Origin of the sequence: Rhizobium sp. BK491 (assembly GCF_014194925.1) — a bacterium.
Classification (GTDB): Bacteria; Pseudomonadota; Alphaproteobacteria; order Rhizobiales; family Rhizobiaceae; genus Rhizobium.
In genome coordinates this window covers 143647-161164 of the sequence record NZ_JACIAR010000005.1, presented here as the reverse complement: position 1 = coordinate 161164, position 17518 = coordinate 143647, and the positions used below count along the sequence as shown (strand labels likewise).

The following is a 17518-nucleotide window of genomic DNA, read 5'->3' as shown; positions in this document are numbered from 1 at the left end:
CGGTGGACAATCATTTAGGAGTGTGATGATGCAGTTTAGATATGCAGTGACGGCTGCGGCGATTGGCCTGTCGCTTGCCGGTTGCCAGCGCACGGCATACAACAACGACAGTTATTCTTCTCCGCCGCCACTGCAGGCCCAGCCTGTTCCTTCCGTACAATCCAGCCAGCTTCCGCCCGCAGGCGCCGGCAACGGTTCGCAGTTCCCGGCCGCTCCTGCGAGCGCGCCGAATGCAGCCAATCCAGCACAGCAGCAGGCGATGGCGGCGTCCGCCATGGATGTCACGAAGGAATCGATGGTCGGCAGCTGGAAGGTCAGCAACGGCGGATCGAGCTGCGACATGTTCCTGACGCTGACGAACCTCGGCAGCGGCTCGCGTGGCGGCACGCGCGGTTGCGCTGGCGAGCTGACCTCGATGGGTTCGTGGGAGGTTTCCGGCAAGCAGGTCCTGTTGAAGAATCGTGACGGCTCGACGATCGGCACGGTCTACAAGACTGCCGCTTCGCGCTTTGACGGTTCGACCGCCTCCGGTCAACCGCTCAGCCTCAGCCGATAAGCTTATTTGAAAGGGGTGGCATCCTCTGGATGCGCCCCCATTTGCACAGGCGGATATTTCCCCATGCAGCCCATGCCAGATTACTCGATCAGCGTCTGCGAACAGCTGAAGGCGCTGACGGCGTCCGGATCCCTTCAGGTGGATTCGGCGCAGATGGATGTGGCGAAAAAGCTGGACCGCGTGCTTGCCGATCTCAAGCGGAAACGGCCCGCGGCAAAGTCCAGCGCGCTGGGGTGGATGTTTGCCGCGCGCAAGAAATCGGCCGAGACGATCAAGGGCCTCTATATTCACGGCAGCGTCGGCCGCGGCAAGACCATGTTGATGGACATGTTCTTCGCAATGGCGCCCTGCCCGAAAAAGCGCCGGGCGCATTTTTTCGAGTTCATGACCGATGTGCACAACCGGATTGCGGCGCAGCGGCTGAAATTCAAGAACGGCGAGACAAAGCAGACCGACCCCATACCGCCAGTTGCCGCCGATCTCTACGCCGAAGCCGAATTGCTGTGCTTCGATGAATTTACGGTCACCGACATTGCCGACGCGATGATCCTCTCGCGGCTGTTTTCCGAGCTGTTTTCGCTCGGCTGCGTGCTGATCGCCACCTCGAATGTCGAGCCGGACAATCTCTATCGTGACGGGCTCAATCGTGGCCTTTTCCTGCCCTTCATCGATCTCTTGAAGAAGCATGTCGATATCGTGACGCTGGATTCGCCGACCGATTACCGCATGGAGAAGCTGAACAGCCAGCCGGTCTATCTCACTCCGCTCGACCAGCGCACCGACATGGCGATGGACGCCTCCTGGATGCAGGGGCTGCATGGACGCAAGGCACAGCCGACGGAGATCCCGATGAAGGGGCGCTCCATCCATGTCCCGCTCGCCGTCGATCGCATGGCGCGTTTTTCCTTCGCCGATCTTTGCGACGCGCCGCTCGGGCCTGCCGATTTTCTCGCCATCGCCGAGCGTTTCGATACGATCTTTCTCGATCACGTGCCGAAGCTTGGTCCGGACAAGCGGAACCAAACGAAGCGTTTTATCATTTTGATCGATACGCTCTACGATCATAATATTCGGCTTTACGTCTCCGCAGCCGCGATGCCGGAAGATCTGCTCGAGGAGCGCCGGGGCACCGAAGGCTTCGAATTCGACCGGACCGCATCCCGGCTTTTCGAGATGCGCAGCGCCGAATATCTCGCCCAGACTCCGGCAAGGCGCGCCGCCGAGTAACAAATCGGTGACGGATTGACTTACGTTTACGTAAGAATTTTTCGATCTAACCGATTGAAATTCCTGATCTCAAAATAATCAATTGCCAATTTCGGCCTTTGGGTCTATGCGAGTGGCGGCATAGGTGGATGCCTTGCAGGTGTCCCGCCACGGATTTTGATCGCAAAGGATACACCGAAATGGCGCGCAACAAGATCGCACTTATTGGTTCTGGCATGATTGGTGGCACGCTGGCGCATCTCGCCGGCCTGAAGGAACTGGGCGACATCGTCCTGTTCGACATCGCGGACGGCATTCCTCAGGGCAAGGGCCTCGATATTGCCCAGTCCTCTCCCGTCGAAGGCTTCGACGCCAACCTCACCGGCGCCAGCGACTATTCTGCGATCGAAGGCGCTGACGTCTGCATCGTCACCGCTGGCGTTCCCCGCAAGCCGGGCATGAGCCGCGACGATCTTCTCGGCATCAACCTCAAGGTCATGGAACAGGTCGGCGCCGGCATCAAGAAGTATGCTCCGAACGCTTTCGTGATCTGCATCACCAATCCGCTCGACGCGATGGTCTGGGCGCTGCAGAAGTTCTCGGGCCTGCCGACCAACAAGGTTGTCGGCATGGCCGGCGTGCTCGATAGCTCGCGCTTCCGCCTGTTCCTCGCCAAGGAATTCAACGTATCGGTCGAAGACGTCACGGCTTTCGTTCTCGGCGGTCACGGCGACTCGATGGTTCCGCTCGCCCGCTACTCCACCGTTGCCGGCATCCCGCTGACGGACCTCGTCACCATGGGCTGGCTCACTGCCGAGCGCCTCGAGGAAATCATCCAGCGCACCCGTGACGGCGGCGCCGAGATCGTTGGCCTGCTCAAGACCGGCTCTGCCTATTACGCCCCGGCTGCTTCCGCCATCGCGATGGCCGAATCCTACCTCAAGGACAAGAAGCGCGTCCTGCCCTGCGCCGCTCATCTCGACGGCCAGTACGGCGTCAAGGACATGTATGTCGGCGTTCCCACCGTCATCGGTGCCGGCGGCATCGAGCGCGTGATCGAGATCGACCTGAACAAGGCCGAAAAGGAAGCCTTCGACAAGTCGGTCGCAGCTGTTGCGGGTCTTTGCGAAGCCTGCGCCACGATCGCGCCGTCGCTGAAATAATCTAGCCGTTCCAACAGGGATAGACCCATGAACATTCATGAATACCAGGCCAAGGCGCTGTTGAAGAGCTATGGTGCGCCCGTCGCGGACGGCGTTGCCATCTTCTCCGCCGATGAAGCCGCCGCCGCTGCCAAGCAGCTCCCAGGCCCGCTCTACGTCGTCAAGAGCCAGATCCATGCTGGCGGCCGCGGCAAGGGCAAGTTCAAGGAACTCGGCCCCGACGCCAAGGGCGGCGTTCGTCTCGCCAAGTCCGTTGACGACGTCGTCGCCAACGCCAAGGACATGCTCGGCAACACGCTGGTGACCAAGCAGACCGGCCCGGCCGGCAAGCAGGTCAACCGCCTCTACATCGAAGACGGCGCGGACATCGACCGCGAACTCTACCTCTCGATCCTGGTCGACCGCTCCGTCGGCCAGGTCGCTTTCGTCGTTTCGACTGAAGGCGGCATGGACATCGAGACCGTTGCGCACGACACGCCGGAAAAGATCATCACCGTCGCCATCGACCCGTCGACGGGCGTGACGGCTGCCAATACGGCTGCTCTTTCCGACGCGCTGAAGCTCGAGGGTGCTGCCCGCGAAGATGCCGCCAAGCTCTTCCCGATCCTCTACAAGGCCTTCGTCGAGAAGGATATGGCGCTCCTCGAAGTCAACCCGCTGATCGTCATGACCAACGGCCGCCTGCGCGTTCTCGACGCCAAGGTTTCCTTCGACGGCAACGCTCTCTTCCGTCATGAAGACGTCCGCGCGCTCCGCGACACGTCGGAAGAAGACGAGAAGGAAATCCAGGCGCATGAATACGACCTCGCCTATGTCGCCCTCGACGGCAACATCGGCTGCATGGTCAACGGCGCCGGTCTTGCCATGGCAACCATGGACATCATCAAGCTTTACGGCGCCGAGCCGGCGAACTTCCTCGATGTCGGCGGTGGCGCCACCAAGGAAAAGGTCACGGCCGCCTTCAAGATCATCACTGCCGATCCGGCTGTCCAGGGCATTCTGGTCAACATCTTCGGCGGCATCATGAAGTGCGACGTCATTGCCGAAGGCGTGCTCGCAGCCGTCAAGGAAGTCGGTCTGAAGGTTCCGCTCGTCGTTCGCCTCGAAGGCACGAATGTCGAGCTCGGCAAGAAGATCATCAACGAATCCGGTCTCAACGTCATCTCCGCAGATGACCTGGACGATGCCGCCCAGAAGATCGTGAAGGCAGTCAAGGGCTGATCGGGATGGCTGCTTCCTTCGCTCCAACGGCTGCTCATCTTCGCCTCGGTGCCTTTGCCGGCACCTGGGAAGGGGAAGAGCGTGTCGCGGCTTCGGCCTGGACGAAGGAAGGTACGGCAACCGCGCGCGTCACGGCTGAGTGTCTGTTCGGCGGATTTTTCGTCGAGCAGCGCTACGTGCAGACGCGGGACGGCAGCACGTCGTTCGAAGCCCGGAATATTCTCGGCTTCGACGCTGCTGACCAGTCATATAAGCTCTATCAGTTCGATACGGTGGGTTTCGTGCCCGCAGCGCCGGCTTCCGGCGAGTGGATCGACGACAAGCTTGTCCTGACCAAAGTCTCGCCGCGCGGTCAGCAACGCACTCTCTTCCAGTTCGAAAATGAAGACTGCTACCGCATGGGCGTCACGTTCTCGCCCGCCGGCAGCGATACATGGCAGGAGGTCGTCAGCGGCTTATATCGCCGCGTTGCCTCCGCGTCTTCCAACCTCTCGTAACAAAGGCCTCGCATGTCTATTCTCATCAACAAAGACACCAAGGTTCTGGTTCAGGGCCTGACCGGCAAGACCGGTACCTTCCACACCGAACAGGCGCTTGCCTATCACGGCACGAAGATGGTCGGCGGTATCCACCCTTCCAAGGGCGGTGAAACCTGGACCGGCAAGGACGGCGAAAAGCTGCCGATCTTCAAGTCCGTCGCCGAAGGCAAGGACGCGACCGGCGCCAATGCCTCGGTCATCTACGTACCGCCTGCAGGCGCTGCGGCTGCGATCCTCGAAGCGATCGAAGCCGAGATCCCGCTGATCGTCTGCATCACGGAAGGCATTCCGGTTGCCGACATGGTCAAGGTCAAGGATCGCCTGATCAAGTCCAAGTCGCGCCTGATCGGACCGAACTGCCCGGGCGTTCTCACCCCGAACGAATGCAAGATCGGCATCATGCCGGGCTCCATCTTCAAGAAGGGCTCGGTCGGCGTTCTCTCGCGTTCAGGCACGCTCACCTACGAAGCCGTGTTCCAGACCACCAATGAAGGTCTTGGCCAGACGACGGCTGTCGGCATCGGCGGCGACCCGGTCAAGGGCACCGAATTCATCGACATTCTCGAGATGTTCCTCGCGGACGACGAAACCAAGTCGATCATCATGATCGGTGAAATCGGCGGTTCGGCTGAAGAAGAAGCCGCGCAGTTCCTCAAGGACGAAGCCAAGAAGGGCCGCAAGAAGCCGATGGTCGGTTTCATCGCCGGCCGCACGGCACCTCCCGGCCGCACGATGGGCCATGCCGGCGCCGTGATTTCCGGCGGCAAGGGCGGCGCGGAAGACAAGATCGCAGCGATGGAAGCGGCAGGCATCCGCGTGTCGCCATCGCCGGCGCGTCTCGGCAAGACGCTGGTGGAAGTCCTGAAGGGCTGAGCCTACCTATAGCAAGGCCGGACGGGGCGGCAGTCGCCTTGTCCCGTCCGGTTTCGACATTCGCAAGTGCATAGCTGCGGCCTTCATGGCTGTGAACGAAATACGGTCGCCGGGGACCCGAAAACCGGCAATGCAAACAAGTTGGGAGACGGGCGAGAGCGCCCGCAGATTCACCATGGCAAGGCAAGAAGCCAACGAGCAATTTCAGATCACCTCGTTCCTGGATGGCGCCAATGCTGCCTATATCGAGCAGCTCTACGCGCGCTACGAGGACGATCCTTCATCGGTATCCGACGAGTGGCGGTCGTTCTTCAAGGCGCTCGAGGATAGCCCCGACGATGTGAAGAAGGCGGCCAAGGGCGCCTCCTGGCAGCGCAAGAACTGGCCGATCCCGGCAAAGGGCGATCTGGTTTCCGCGCTCGATGGCGACTGGGGCGTTGTCGAAAAGGTCATCGAAACCAAGCTGAAGGCGAAGGCGGAAACCGCCGGTACGCCGGCGAGCGCAACCGACGTGCTGCAGGCGACGCGCGACAGCGTTCGCGCCATCATGATGATCCGCGCCTATCGCATGCGCGGCCATTTGCACGCCAAGCTGGATCCGCTCGGCATCGCCGCTCCGGTCGAAGATTACAAGGAGCTGTCGCCGGAAGCCTACGGTTTCACCGAGGCCGACTTCGACCGCAAGATCTTTATCGACAACGTGCTCGGCCTCGAATTCGCAACCATTCGCGAGATGATCGAGATCCTCGAGCGCACCTATTGCTCAACCCTCGGCGTCGAGTTTATGCACATCTCCAATCCGGAGGAAAAAGCATGGATTCAGGAGCGCATCGAAGGGCCGGACAAGGGCATTGCGTTCAATCCGGAGCGCAAGAAGGCCATCCTGCAGAAGATCATCGAAGCCGAAGGCTACGAGCAGTTCCTCGACGTCAAGTTCAAGGGCACCAAGCGCTTCGGTCTCGACGGCGGCGAATCGCTGATCCCGGCGCTTGAGCAGATCCTCAAGAGCGGTAGCCAGCTCGGTCTTCGCGAAGCCGTCTTCGGCATGGCTCACCGCGGCCGTCTGAACGTGCTGTCCCAGGTCATGGGCAAGCCGCATCGCGCCATATTCCACGAGTTCAAGGGCGGCTCCTATGCGCCGGACGAAGTCGAAGGTTCGGGCGACGTGAAGTACCATCTCGGCGCGTCCTCGGACCGCGATTTCGATGGTGCCAAGGTACACGTGTCGCTGACGGCGAACCCATCGCACCTTGAAATCGTCAACCCGGTCGTCATGGGCAAGGCTCGCGCCAAGCAGGACATGGGTGCCACCCAGTGGGATGGCGACATCATCCCGCTGTCTGAGCGTGCCAAGGTCGTGCCGCTGCTCATCCATGGTGACGCGGCTTTCGCCGGGCAGGGTGTCGTTGCTGAAATCCTCGGTCTCTCCGGTTTGCGCGGCCATCGCGTTGCCGGCACGATGCACGTCATCATCAACAACCAGATCGGTTTCACCACCAATCCGGCCTTCTCGCGCTCGTCGCCCTATCCGTCCGACGTCGCCAAGATGATCGAAGCGCCGATCTTCCACGTCAACGGCGACGATCCGGAAGCGGTTGTCTATGCCGCGAAGATCGCGACTGAATTCCGCATGAAGTTCCACAAGCCTGTTGTGGTCGACATGTTCTGCTATCGCCGTTACGGCCACAATGAAGGCGATGAGCCGTCCTTCACGCAGCCGAACATGTACAAGGTCATCCGCGCCCATAAGACGGTGCTGCAGCTCTACTCGCAGCGGCTCATCAGCGAAGGCGTGCTGACCGAAGGCGAAGTCGAGAAGATGAAGGCCGACTGGCGCGCCCATCTCGAGCAGGAGTTCGAGGCCGGCCAATCCTACAAGCCGAACAAGGCCGACTGGCTCGACGGCGAGTGGTCCGGCCTGCACACGGCCGACAATGCCGACGAGCAGCGCCGCGGCAAGACCGCCGTGCCGATGAAGTCGCTGAAGGAAATCGGCCGCAAGCTGTCGGAAATCCCGGCCGGCTTCCACGCGCACCGCACCATCCAGCGCTTCATGGAAAACCGCGCCAACATGGTGCAGACGGGCGAGGGCATCGACTGGGCCATGGCGGAAGCCCTGGCATTCGGTTCGCTCGTCGTCGAAGGCCACAAGATCCGTCTGTCCGGTCAGGATTGCGAACGCGGCACCTTCTCGCAGCGTCATTCGGTTCTTTACGATCAGGAGACCGAAGAGCGCTACATTCCGCTGGCCAATCTCTCGCCGACGCAGGCCCGCTACGAAGTCATCAACTCGATGCTCTCGGAAGAAGCGGTTCTCGGCTTCGAATATGGCTACTCGCTTGCCCGTCCGAACGCGCTGACCCTCTGGGAAGCCCAGTTCGGCGATTTCGCCAACGGCGCGCAGGTCATCTTCGATCAGTTCATCTCGTCGGGCGAACGCAAATGGCTGCGCATGTCCGGTCTCGTCTGCCTGCTGCCGCATGGCTATGAAGGCCAGGGTCCGGAACACTCTTCGGCTCGTCTGGAACGTTATCTGCAGCTCTGCGCCGAAGACAACATGCAGGTCGCCAACGTCACGACGCCGGCGAACTACTTCCATATCCTGCGTCGGCAGCTGAAGCGCGACTTCCGCAAGCCGCTGATCCTGATGACGCCGAAGTCGCTGCTGCGCCATAAGCGCGCCGTGTCGACGCTTGCGGAAATGGCGGGCGAAAGCTCCTTCCACCGCCTGCTGTGGGACGATGCGGAAGTGATCAAGGATGGCCCGATCAAGCTGCAGAAGGACAACAAGATCCGTCGCGTCGTCATCTGCTCGGGCAAGGTCTACTACGATCTGCTGGAAGAGCGCGAGAAGCGCGGCATCGACGATATCTACCTCCTGCGTATCGAACAGCTCTATCCGTTCCCGGCCAAGGCGCTCATCAACGAGCTCAGCCGCTTCCGCAATGCGGAAATGGTCTGGTGCCAGGAAGAGCCGAAGAACATGGGCGCATGGTCCTTCATCGATCCCTATCTGGAATGGGTGCTTGCCCATATCGATGCCAAGTACCAGCGCGTTCGCTACACCGGCCGTCCGGCCGCCGCCTCCCCGGCGACGGGCCTGATGTCCAAGCATCTGTCGCAGCTTGCGGCGTTCCTCGAGGACGCGCTCGGCGGTTGAGGGGTTGCGCGATGGCCTATTTTCATCTGAAACTTGTGCCGCCGCGCCCCAGCTTCCCGCATGACGCCACGGAGGAGGAGATGGCCGCCATGCAGCAGCACGCCGCCTATTGGCGAGAACATGCGAATGCCGGGACGGCAATTGTCGTCGGCCCGGTCTTCGCGCCCGGTGGTGCTTTCGGCGTGGCTATCGTCGACGTCGAGCATGCCGATGCGGCCAAGTCGCTTGGTGATGCCGATCCCGTTCTTCTCGCCGGGCTCGGTTTCCGTATCGAAATCTCGCCGATGCCCTCACTCATTCTCCGGTCCTCTGTCGCCGGAATTCCATCCAACTCATAAAGACGAAAAATCAGGATTTGAACAATGGCCACTGAAATCCGCGTTCCTACCCTCGGCGAATCCGTCAGCGAGGCGACCGTCGGCACCTGGTTCAAGAAGGTCGGCGATGCCATCAAGGCCGATGAGCCGCTTCTCGAACTCGAAACCGACAAGGTGACGATCGAAGTTCCGGCGCCCTCCGCCGGTACGCTTTCCGAAATCGTTGCCCAGGCCGGCGAAACCGTAGGTCTCGGCGCGCTGCTCGGCCAGATCTCCGCCGGCAACGGCGCTGCAGCCGCTCCGGCACAGGCTGCTGCACCCGCCGCCGCTGCTCCGGCCCCTGCCGCTGCTGCACCGGTTGCCGCCCCCGCCGTTTCCGCTCCGGCTTCTTCCATGCCGCCGGCACCGGCTGCCGGTAAGCTGCTTGCTGAAAACAATCTCTCTGCCGATCAGGTCGAAGGCAGCGGCAAGCGCGGCCAGGTCCTGAAGGGCGATGTCATCGCTGCTGTCGCCAAGGCTGCTTCGGCTCCCGCCCCTGCACCGGCAGCACCCGTTGCCGCTCGCGCCCCGACCGCCGTCGAGGACGTCAGCCGCGAAGAGCGCGTCAAGATGACACGCCTGCGCCAGACGATCGCCAAGCGCCTCAAGGATGCACAGAATACCGCCGCCATGCTCACCACCTACAATGAGGTGGACATGAAGGCCGTCATGGACCTGCGCAACAAGTACAAGGACATCTTCGAGAAGAAGCATGGCGTGAAGCTCGGCTTCATGGGCTTCTTCACCAAGGCCGTCACCCACGCGCTGAAGGAACTGCCGGCTGTCAACGCCGAGATCGACGGCACCGACATCATCTACAAGAACTACTGCCACGTCGGCATGGCTGTCGGCACCGACAAGGGTCTTGTCGTTCCTGTGATCCGCGATGCCGACCAGATGTCGATCGCGGAAGTCGAGAAGGAGCTTGGCCGTCTGGCGAAGGCTGCTCGCGACGGCACATTGGCGATGGCCGATATGCAGGGCGGCACCTTCACCATCACCAATGGCGGCGTCTACGGTTCGCTCATGTCCTCGCCGATCCTGAATGCGCCGCAGTCGGGCATTCTTGGCATGCACAAGATCCAGGAGCGTCCCGTCGCCATCGGCGGCCAGGTCGTCATCCGCCCGATGATGTATCTGGCGCTCTCCTACGATCACCGCATCGTCGACGGCAAGGAAGCGGTGACCTTCCTCGTGCGTGTCAAGGAAAGCCTGGAAGATCCGGAACGTCTCGTTCTCGATCTCTGAGGGGAGCGTTGGATCATGTCGACATGGCCCATGCGGACGCTGCGCGGATTGTTGTGCGCCGTCGCCGCATGGGTGCCATCCTCCGCCGGCGCGGGCGAACTCGACATTTCCAAGTTCAGCAGCAATCTCGATCTGGCGTCGCTTGTCGACGCCGATCTTGCCGCCCGCTCGATCAAGGTCCTGCGCATCGGCAAGGTGGAGCTGACCTCCGGGCGCATCGTCGCAAGCGACCCGCTCGTCGGGCCTGACCGCGCGGCATTTACTCGCACGGTTTCTCCCGGCGACTATCCCGTCACCTTATATCAAGCCTTCGGCCGCATCGCTGCGGCCAGCATGCGTTTTGCCGAGGGCAAGCCGGTGCGCTGGGAGCTGGCCGTGGTCCCGGGCCAGGATATCAATTCGCTGAAGAATGATGAATTCTTCGGGTATCCGGTCGATGCCGGTCTTGGCTGCTACATGGATGCCGAGACCTACGCGCTGATCCAGGAGCGCGAAAAACAGGTCCAGGCGGAGAAGGCGACGTCGGATATCAATTATTACGATGATGTTCTGGCATCCGAGCTGCAGCCCAATAAGGACGATTACGCCATGCACCGACCGATATCGGGCAAGCGCGGCAACGTCGCCATCTTCTCGAGCGGCTGGGGCGATGGCTTCTATCCGGTGTTCTGGGGGCTGGATGCCGCCGGCAAGCCGCTGGTTCTGTTCACCGATTTCGGCGTCATGGAAAATGCCGACGGCCGGCGCGAGCCGGGAGGGCAATGATGATGCCGGCTCGGACCATGATGACAAAACTGGCTTCGATGCCCTTGGTAACGTTCGCTTGGGCGGTCGCTCCCGTCGCTGCGCAGGCGGAAGAGTGCGTGCAGGAAAAGGCTGTCTATGTCGATATGGACAATGCCTATGAGCTGCGCTTCGAACCCATGGAAACGGAGTCGTCCGTCAGCAACAGGTTCAAGCTCACAGTGCGCAACACCAATATCGTGGCCGATGGGATCGTGATGCGCAGCGACGATCAGCTGCGCGCCGATGGACGGATCATGTTCGCATGCCCTGAAGGGGATGTAACCGGGGCCGATCTCAGAGCCTGCACCGTGTGGCAGGGCATGGTCTATGCCTCGGATCTAAAGGGGCATATCCGCGCGCTGCCGGCGGAAGGTGAGGGCGCGGCTGACCGGCTTTTTCTGCCCGCGCTCGGTCCCTCGATCCAGAAATCGTCCCTTTGGGGCAAGGGCAAGGCGACAGTCGCACCCTGGGATGTCCTTAGTCTGAAAGGATGCAATCAATGACCGACGACGCACCTGTTCTTCTTGTGACCGGCGGCAGCCGTGGCATCGGCGCCGCGATTTGCCTGGCAGCCGTTCAGCATGGCTGGGCCGTGGCGGTCAATTACGCGTCCAACAAGGATGCGGCCGAAGCGGTGGTTGGGACGATCGTTGACGCCGGCGGCGCGGCGACCGCGATCCCTGGAGATGTCGGCAAGCCTGAGGATATCAAAGCCATTTTCGCCAAGGTCGACGCGCATTTCGGCCGCATCGACGGGCTCGTCAACAATGCCGGCATCGTCGATGTCATCCAGCGCCTGGATGAGATGACGCCAGAACGGATCGATCGCATGTTCCGCATCAACGTCACGGGTTCGATGCTGGCGGCGGCTGAAGCCGTGCGCCGCATGTCGACCCGGCATGGCGGCAAGGGCGGGGTGATCGTCAACGTCTCCTCCATGGCCGCCACGCTCGGCGGCGGCGGACAATATGTCGATTATGCCGCCTCCAAGGGCGCGATCGATACGTTCACTGTGGGGCTTGCACGCGAGGTGGCGGCGGAAGGTATTCGGGTCAATGCCGTCCGACCGGGAATCATCGATACCGATATCCACGCTGCCGCTGGGCTACCGGACCGAGCTCGTGATATCGCACCGCAGCTGCCGATGAAACGAGCGGGAACGGCCGACGAGGTCGCTGACGCCATCCTCTACCTTTTGAGCCCGCACGCATCCTATATAACGGGTGCCGTGCTCAACGTGAGCGGCGGTCGCTGATCGGAAAGGGTCGATAGATGCAATATATTCTCGAATTCCTCGGCCTGATGGCAGTGTTCTCGATCTTTATCGTCGTGCCCGGCGCCGATTTCGCCGTGATCCTGCGCCAGAGCATCGTGCATGGCCGCCGCGCCGCCATGATGACCGGGCTCGGCATGGGCTTCTCGCTGCTCTTTCACATCAGCTACACCATTCTCGGCCTCGGGCTGGTCGTCTCGCAGTCGCTTGTCTTGTTCAGCATGATCAAATGGGCCGGCGTTCTCTATCTCGTCTATCTCGGTGTCAAGTCCTTCCGTCAGGCAGGCTTCCAGGTGAAGGATGTCGAGATCACCGAGGAAGACCGCAAGCCGGTTTCCGTGTGGCGCTGCCTGGCGACGGGCTTCGTCACCAATGCGCTCAACCCGAAGCCGGTGCTGTTCTTCCTGTCGCTGTTTTCGACGCTCGTTCATCACGATACGCCGGCGCTCATCCAATTCAGCTACGGCATCGGCATGGCGGGGGCGCTTGTCGCCTGGTTTGCCGGCGTTTCCACCTTCTTCACCGTCAAGCCGGTGCGCGATCGTTTCATCGCGTCGGGCAAATGGTTCAACCGCATCACCGGAGCGGCGCTCGTCGGCTTCGGCATCCGCCTCGCCTTGGCACGGGCGACCGACTAACAAAGATACTAAACAAGGAAATTAAGGCATGTCCTACGATGTAATCATTATCGGAACCGGCCCCGGCGGCTATGTCTGCGCAGTCAAGGCAGCGCAGCTCGGCCTGAAGGTCGCAGTCGTCGAAAAGCGCGCGACCTATGGCGGCACCTGCCTCAACGTCGGCTGCATCCCGTCCAAGGCGCTGCTGCACGCTTCCGAAGTGTTCCATCATGCCGGTCATGGCATGGATGCGCTCGGCGTTGAAGTCGCAGCACCGAAGCTCAATCTCGAAAAGATGCTGGCGCACAAGGACGCGACCGTGAAGTCGAACGTCGACGGCGTCGCCTTCCTTTTCAAGAAGAACAAGATCGATGCCTTCCAGGGCACCGGCAAGATCGTTGCCGCCGGCAAGGTTTCCGTCACGGCCGATGACGGTAAGGTCACCGAGATCGAAGGCAAGAACATCGTCATCGCCACCGGTTCCGACGTTGCAGGCATCCCGGGCGTGCCGCTCGAAATCGACGAGAAGGTCATCATCTCCTCGACCGGCGGCATCGCGCTCGACAAGGTGCCGGGCAAGATGATCGTGGTCGGCGGCGGCGTCATCGGCCTCGAGCTCGGCTCGGTCTGGTCGCGCCTCGGCGCCAAGGTCACCGTCGTCGAATATCTCGACACCATCCTCGGCGGCATGGACGGCGAAGTCTCCAAGCAGTTCCAGCGTATGCTCGCCAAGCAGGGCATCGAATTCCATCTCGGCGCCAAGGTTGTCGGCGTCGAAAAGTCCGGCAATGGCGCGAAGGTTACCTTCGAGCCGGTCAAGGGCGGCGACAAGGTCGTGCTCGATGCCGATGTCGTTCTCGTTGCCACGGGCCGCAAGCCGTACACGGCAGGCCTCGGCCTCGAAGAAGCTGGCGTTACGCTTGACAATCGCGGCCGCGTCGAGATCGACGGTCACTTCAAGACCAATGTTGCCGGCATCTATGCCATCGGTGACGTGGTGAAAGGGCCGATGCTCGCGCACAAGGCGGAAGACGAGGGCGTGGCGCTTGCCGAGATCCTCGCGGGCCAGGCTGGTCACGTCAATTACGATGTCATTCCAAGCGTCGTCTATACGCAGCCGGAAGTCGCCTCCGTCGGCAAGACTGAGGAAGAGCTGAAGGCCGCAGGCATCGCCTATAAGGTCGGCAAGTTCCCGTTCTCCGCCAACGGCCGCGCCCGCGCCATGCTGGCAACGGACGGTTTCGTGAAGATCCTCGCCGACAAGGAAACGGACCGCGTTCTCGGCGGCCATATCGTCGGCTTCGGCGCCGGCGAGATGATCCACGAGATCGCCGTGCTGATGGAATTCGGCGGTTCGTCGGAAGATCTCGGCCGCACCTGCCATGCGCATCCGACAATGTCGGAAGCCGTGAAGGAAGCAGCACTCGCGACCTTCTTCAAGCCGATCCATATGTAAGATCGAACCGTCCCGGCGAGACAAACGCCGGGATTGCAATGCTTGCCCGATGATGCGATGTACGGGCTCCCGTGCATCGCATCGTCCAATCGTTTTCACCAACAAAGCAAGCATGTCACGTCAAAACCCAGCCGGTCGTCTATCCCTGAAACTTTTCGTTGCGACAACGCTCGCACTCCTCGTTACCGTTGCGGCCCCCGCCCATGCGGAAACGCCCGTCGCCAGCTGGCCTCAGGCGGCAAGCGATCTCCCGGTGGAGCAGGGAATCCGCTTTGGGACCCTGCCGAACGGTATGCGCTATGCCGTCATGCACAATGCGACCCCGGCCGGGCAGGTGGCGATCCGCTTCCGTATCGGTGCCGGCTCGTTGCAGGAGCGTGATGACCAGCAAGGTCTGGCGCATTTCCTCGAGCACATGGCCTTCAAAGGTTCGACGCATGTTCCCGAAGGCGAGATGGTGCGCACCCTTCAGCGTCTTGGCCTGGCTTTCGGCGCGGATACCAATGCGTCGACGAGCTACGGCGAAACTGTTTATGCGCTGGATTTGCCGGAAGCCAAACCGGAGACGGTTTCGACCGGCCTGATGCTGATGCGCGAGACGGCGAGCGAGCTGACGCTCGATGCCGGCGCCTTCGACCGCGAGCGCGGCGTCATCCTTTCGGAAGAGAAACTGCGCGACACGCCGCAATATCGTGGCGGGACTGGTCTCCTCGCTCAACTGCTGCCAGGGCAGCGCGTGCCGCAGCGCCCGCCGATCGGCAAGACCGATATCATCAGCAACGCCCCGGTCGATCTGCTGCGGGACTTCTATCGCACCTATTATCGCCCCGATCGCGCCAGCCTGATCGTCGTCGGCGATATCGATGCGGCCGCCATCGAAGCCGATATCCGCACGCGCTTCGGCAATTGGACCGCCGCCGCACCTGCACCATCAGACCCTGACCTCGGCACTCTCAAAAGCCATGGCGAGCGCGTCGGCACGGTCATTGTGCAGGGTGGTGCAACCCGTGTGCAGCTTGCCTGGACGCGCACTTACGACGCTTCGCCCGACTTGGTGGCCAAGCGCCGCGCGCAGCTGGTCGAGGATATCGGCCTGGCCGTTCTCAACCGGCGCCTGTCCGTTCTGGCGCAGCAGCCCAATCCGCCCTTCGTCAGCGCGCAGGCCGGTGCGCAGGATCTGCTGAAATCAGCCCATGTCGCGATGATTGCCGCCGATAGCGATCCTGCGAAGTGGCAGGCCGCCCTGGCGGCCATCGATCAGGAACAACGCCGCATAGCGCAGTTTGGTGCCGACCAAAGCGAGATCGACCGCGAAATTGCCGAGTATCGCTCCACGCTCCAGGCTGCCGCGAACGGAGCTGGGACGCGCGCGAGCCCGGATATTGCCGGTTCGCTCAGCTGGAGCGTCGGTGAAAATATGGTCTTCACCTCGCCTGCGGACGATCTGGCGCTATTTGATGCCGCGATGAAAGACCTGCGTGCAGAGGAGGTCAACCAGGCCCTTCAGCGCGTCTTTGCCGGCAATGGTCCGCAGCTGGTGCTGCAGATCCCGCAAATGCCCGAGGGCGGCGATGCCGCTATCGAGAAGGCCTATGCCGATTCGCGCGCCGTGGCGGTAAAGGCGCCGGAACAGACGGCTTCGGTCGCATGGCCCTATACCGATTTCGGCAAGCCGGGCGATGTCGTCGAGCGCCGTACGATCGATGATCTCGGCGTGACCATGGTGCGTTTCGCCAATGGCGTTCGCCTGACCGTCAAGCCGACGAAGTATCGTGCCGATGAGGTTTTGGTGCACGCCGAAGTCGGCCACGGTCGGCTGGATCTGCCCAATGATCGCGCGCTGCCGATCTGGGCGGCGCCGGCGCTGCCGCTATCCGGCCTGAAAGCCATCAGCTATGACGATATCCAGAAGGTCTTTGCCGCGAAGGTCGTGAGCATCGATTTCGCCATTCAGGATGCCGCCTTCAAGTTCGAAGGCGCCACGCAGCCGCGCGACCTGCAGACGCAATTGCAGCTGCTGACCGCCTATGTCTCCGATCCGGCCTATCGCCCCGATGTCTTCAAACGCGTCCAGCAAGCCTATCTGAACATGCTTCCCCAGCTTCAGGCGACGCCGGGCAGCGTGGTCGGGCGCGATCTTTCCGGCCTCTTGCATTCCGGTGATCCGCGCTGGACGTTCCCGGACCGGACACAACTGACGGATACCAAGCCGGAAGATTTCGAAAGCCTCCTGCAGCCCGCTCTTTCGAAGGGGCAGATTGAAGTTATCATCGCCGGCGACGTCGGGGTCGATGATGCCATTCGCTTGACGGCGCAAACTTTCGGCGCCTTGCCGGTTCGCAGCGACGGAGAGAAACTGAGCAACGGTTCCGGTGTGCATTTTCCCGCGCCGACGATCGATTCGGTCGTTCGGCTTCATGACGGGCGCAGCGACAGCGCCGGCGCCGCCGTCGCCATGCCGATCGGCGATTTCCTTTCCGATCTGCCGCGAGCGGCCGCGGCCAATGTCGCCGGCGCGATCCTGCAGAACCGCGTGGTCGACCAGTTCCGCATCGCTGAGGGCGCCACCTACAGCCCTCAGGGCGAAGTCGATCTATCGAGATCGATACCTGGCTATGGTTTTGCCTATCTTTATGTCGAGACCACGCCCGCCAAGGTGGATCATTTCTTCGAGCTGGTGGACAAGATAGCCGCCGATCTCGGCAATGGAGACGTTTCGCCCGATGAACTGACGCGGGCCAAGGTTCCGATCATCGAGGCGGTGAAGCGCTCGCAGCAGACCAACGGCTATTGGGTCCAGAACCTTCGCGATGCCCAGGCCGATCCCCGGCGCCTCGACCGTATTCGCAGGAGCATCAGCGGCTACGAGGCTGTGACCGCCGAGGATGTCCGCGCCATTGCCGCGACCTATCTGAAGCCGGGCACATCCTGGCGGCTGAAGATATTGCCGGCGGATGGATCGGCCGTGCGCTAATCCATTATCTGCCGGCCAAATTGCCGCAGCCGGCATTTGCCGATCGGGTGGCGTCGCAATGTGTGGTAGCCTGCGGACGTCGAATAAAGA

Annotated in this window: 15 protein-coding genes; all 15 read left to right on the top strand. The window is 61.7% G+C overall.

The features are described from left to right. Positions 1-28 precede the first annotated feature (28 nt). The 15 genes from FHX05_RS22550 (at position 29) to FHX05_RS22480 (ending at position 17428) form a co-directional block, all read left to right on the top strand. Entirely contained in the window at positions 29-556 is a 528-nt protein-coding gene (locus tag FHX05_RS22550; protein WP_015341413.1) for a protease inhibitor Inh/omp19 family protein, read from the top strand. 63 nt (positions 557-619) lie between these two features. Then, positions 620-1783, top strand: coding sequence for a cell division protein ZapE (zapE, locus tag FHX05_RS22545; protein WP_183874661.1), 1164 nt, complete (start codon positions 620-622; stop codon positions 1781-1783). A gap of 179 nt (positions 1784-1962) precedes the next feature. Beyond that, on the top strand, positions 1963-2925 hold the full coding sequence (mdh, locus tag FHX05_RS22540) for a malate dehydrogenase (RefSeq protein ID WP_015341411.1): 963 nt from the start codon (positions 1963-1965) through the stop codon (positions 2923-2925). A gap of 27 nt (positions 2926-2952) precedes the next feature. After that, complete coding sequence (sucC, locus tag FHX05_RS22535; RefSeq protein ID WP_112400497.1) at positions 2953-4146, top strand: ADP-forming succinate--CoA ligase subunit beta; 1194 nt, start codon at positions 2953-2955, stop codon at positions 4144-4146. A 5-nt stretch (positions 4147-4151) separates the two neighbouring features. Continuing rightward, complete coding sequence (locus tag FHX05_RS22530) at positions 4152-4643, top strand: DUF1579 family protein (RefSeq protein ID WP_183714932.1); 492 nt, start codon at positions 4152-4154, stop codon at positions 4641-4643. A 12-nt stretch (positions 4644-4655) separates the two neighbouring features. Then, a complete protein-coding gene (gene sucD / locus FHX05_RS22525) occupies positions 4656-5558 on the top strand; it encodes a succinate--CoA ligase subunit alpha (RefSeq protein WP_068388874.1) in 903 nt (300 codons plus the stop codon). A gap of 175 nt (positions 5559-5733) precedes the next feature. After that, complete coding sequence (locus tag FHX05_RS22520; protein WP_183714930.1) at positions 5734-8718, top strand: 2-oxoglutarate dehydrogenase E1 component; 2985 nt, start codon at positions 5734-5736, stop codon at positions 8716-8718. A gap of 11 nt (positions 8719-8729) precedes the next feature. Next, entirely contained in the window at positions 8730-9056 is a 327-nt protein-coding gene (locus tag FHX05_RS22515) for a YciI family protein (RefSeq protein WP_113241256.1), read from the top strand. A gap of 24 nt (positions 9057-9080) precedes the next feature. Next, complete coding sequence (gene odhB / locus FHX05_RS22510) at positions 9081-10322, top strand: 2-oxoglutarate dehydrogenase complex dihydrolipoyllysine-residue succinyltransferase (protein ID WP_112336367.1); 1242 nt, start codon at positions 9081-9083, stop codon at positions 10320-10322. A gap of 15 nt (positions 10323-10337) precedes the next feature. Then, positions 10338-11087 (top strand): DUF4241 domain-containing protein, encoded by a 750-nt coding sequence (locus FHX05_RS22505; protein WP_183874659.1) that lies wholly within the window; start codon positions 10338-10340, stop codon positions 11085-11087. Positions 11088-11104: 17 nt separating this feature from the next. Then, on the top strand, positions 11105-11611 hold the full coding sequence (locus FHX05_RS22500) for a hypothetical protein (protein WP_246699050.1): 507 nt from the start codon (positions 11105-11107) through the stop codon (positions 11609-11611). Then, a complete protein-coding gene (locus FHX05_RS22495) occupies positions 11608-12363 on the top strand; it encodes an SDR family oxidoreductase (RefSeq protein WP_183874657.1) in 756 nt (251 codons plus the stop codon). The genes FHX05_RS22500 and FHX05_RS22495 overlap by 4 nt, the downstream gene beginning before the upstream one ends. 17 nt (positions 12364-12380) lie before the next feature. Then, the gene (locus tag FHX05_RS22490) at positions 12381-13019 is read left to right on the top strand and encodes a LysE family transporter (RefSeq protein ID WP_183874655.1); all 639 of its coding nucleotides are present in this window, start codon (positions 12381-12383) and stop codon (positions 13017-13019) included. Positions 13020-13047: 28 nt separating this feature from the next. Then, positions 13048-14454 (top strand): dihydrolipoyl dehydrogenase, encoded by a 1407-nt coding sequence (lpdA, locus tag FHX05_RS22485; protein ID WP_112412633.1) that lies wholly within the window; start codon positions 13048-13050, stop codon positions 14452-14454. A 112-nt stretch (positions 14455-14566) separates the two neighbouring features. Then, entirely contained in the window at positions 14567-17428 is a 2862-nt protein-coding gene (locus tag FHX05_RS22480; RefSeq protein WP_183874653.1) for a M16 family metallopeptidase, read from the top strand. Positions 17429-17518 lie beyond the last annotated feature (90 nt).

What these genes read in the sequence shown, in the direction of transcription:
- FHX05_RS22495 (WP_183874657.1), top strand. Translation starts at nt 11,608, where the DNA reads ATGACCGACGACGCACCTGTTCTTCTTGTGACCGGCGGCAGCCGTGGC.
- lpdA (WP_112412633.1), top strand. Translation starts at nt 13,048, where the DNA reads ATGTCCTACGATGTAATCATTATCGGAACCGGCCCCGGCGGCTATGTC.
- FHX05_RS22490 (WP_183874655.1), top strand. Translation starts at nt 12,381, where the DNA reads ATGCAATATATTCTCGAATTCCTCGGCCTGATGGCAGTGTTCTCGATC.
- FHX05_RS22480 (WP_183874653.1), top strand. Translation starts at nt 14,567, where the DNA reads ATGTCACGTCAAAACCCAGCCGGTCGTCTATCCCTGAAACTTTTCGTT.
- FHX05_RS22505 (WP_183874659.1), top strand. Translation starts at nt 10,338, where the DNA reads ATGTCGACATGGCCCATGCGGACGCTGCGCGGATTGTTGTGCGCCGTC.
- sucC (WP_112400497.1), top strand. Translation starts at nt 2,953, where the DNA reads ATGAACATTCATGAATACCAGGCCAAGGCGCTGTTGAAGAGCTATGGT.
- FHX05_RS22500 (WP_246699050.1), top strand. Translation starts at nt 11,105, where the DNA reads ATGATGACAAAACTGGCTTCGATGCCCTTGGTAACGTTCGCTTGGGCG.
- zapE (WP_183874661.1), top strand. Translation starts at nt 620, where the DNA reads ATGCAGCCCATGCCAGATTACTCGATCAGCGTCTGCGAACAGCTGAAG.
- FHX05_RS22520 (WP_183714930.1), top strand. Translation starts at nt 5,734, where the DNA reads ATGGCAAGGCAAGAAGCCAACGAGCAATTTCAGATCACCTCGTTCCTG.
- FHX05_RS22530 (WP_183714932.1), top strand. Translation starts at nt 4,152, where the DNA reads ATGGCTGCTTCCTTCGCTCCAACGGCTGCTCATCTTCGCCTCGGTGCC.
- mdh (WP_015341411.1), top strand. Translation starts at nt 1,963, where the DNA reads ATGGCGCGCAACAAGATCGCACTTATTGGTTCTGGCATGATTGGTGGC.
- FHX05_RS22550 (WP_015341413.1), top strand. Translation starts at nt 29, where the DNA reads ATGCAGTTTAGATATGCAGTGACGGCTGCGGCGATTGGCCTGTCGCTT.
- sucD (WP_068388874.1), top strand. Translation starts at nt 4,656, where the DNA reads ATGTCTATTCTCATCAACAAAGACACCAAGGTTCTGGTTCAGGGCCTG.
- odhB (WP_112336367.1), top strand. Translation starts at nt 9,081, where the DNA reads ATGGCCACTGAAATCCGCGTTCCTACCCTCGGCGAATCCGTCAGCGAG.
- FHX05_RS22515 (WP_113241256.1), top strand. Translation starts at nt 8,730, where the DNA reads ATGGCCTATTTTCATCTGAAACTTGTGCCGCCGCGCCCCAGCTTCCCG.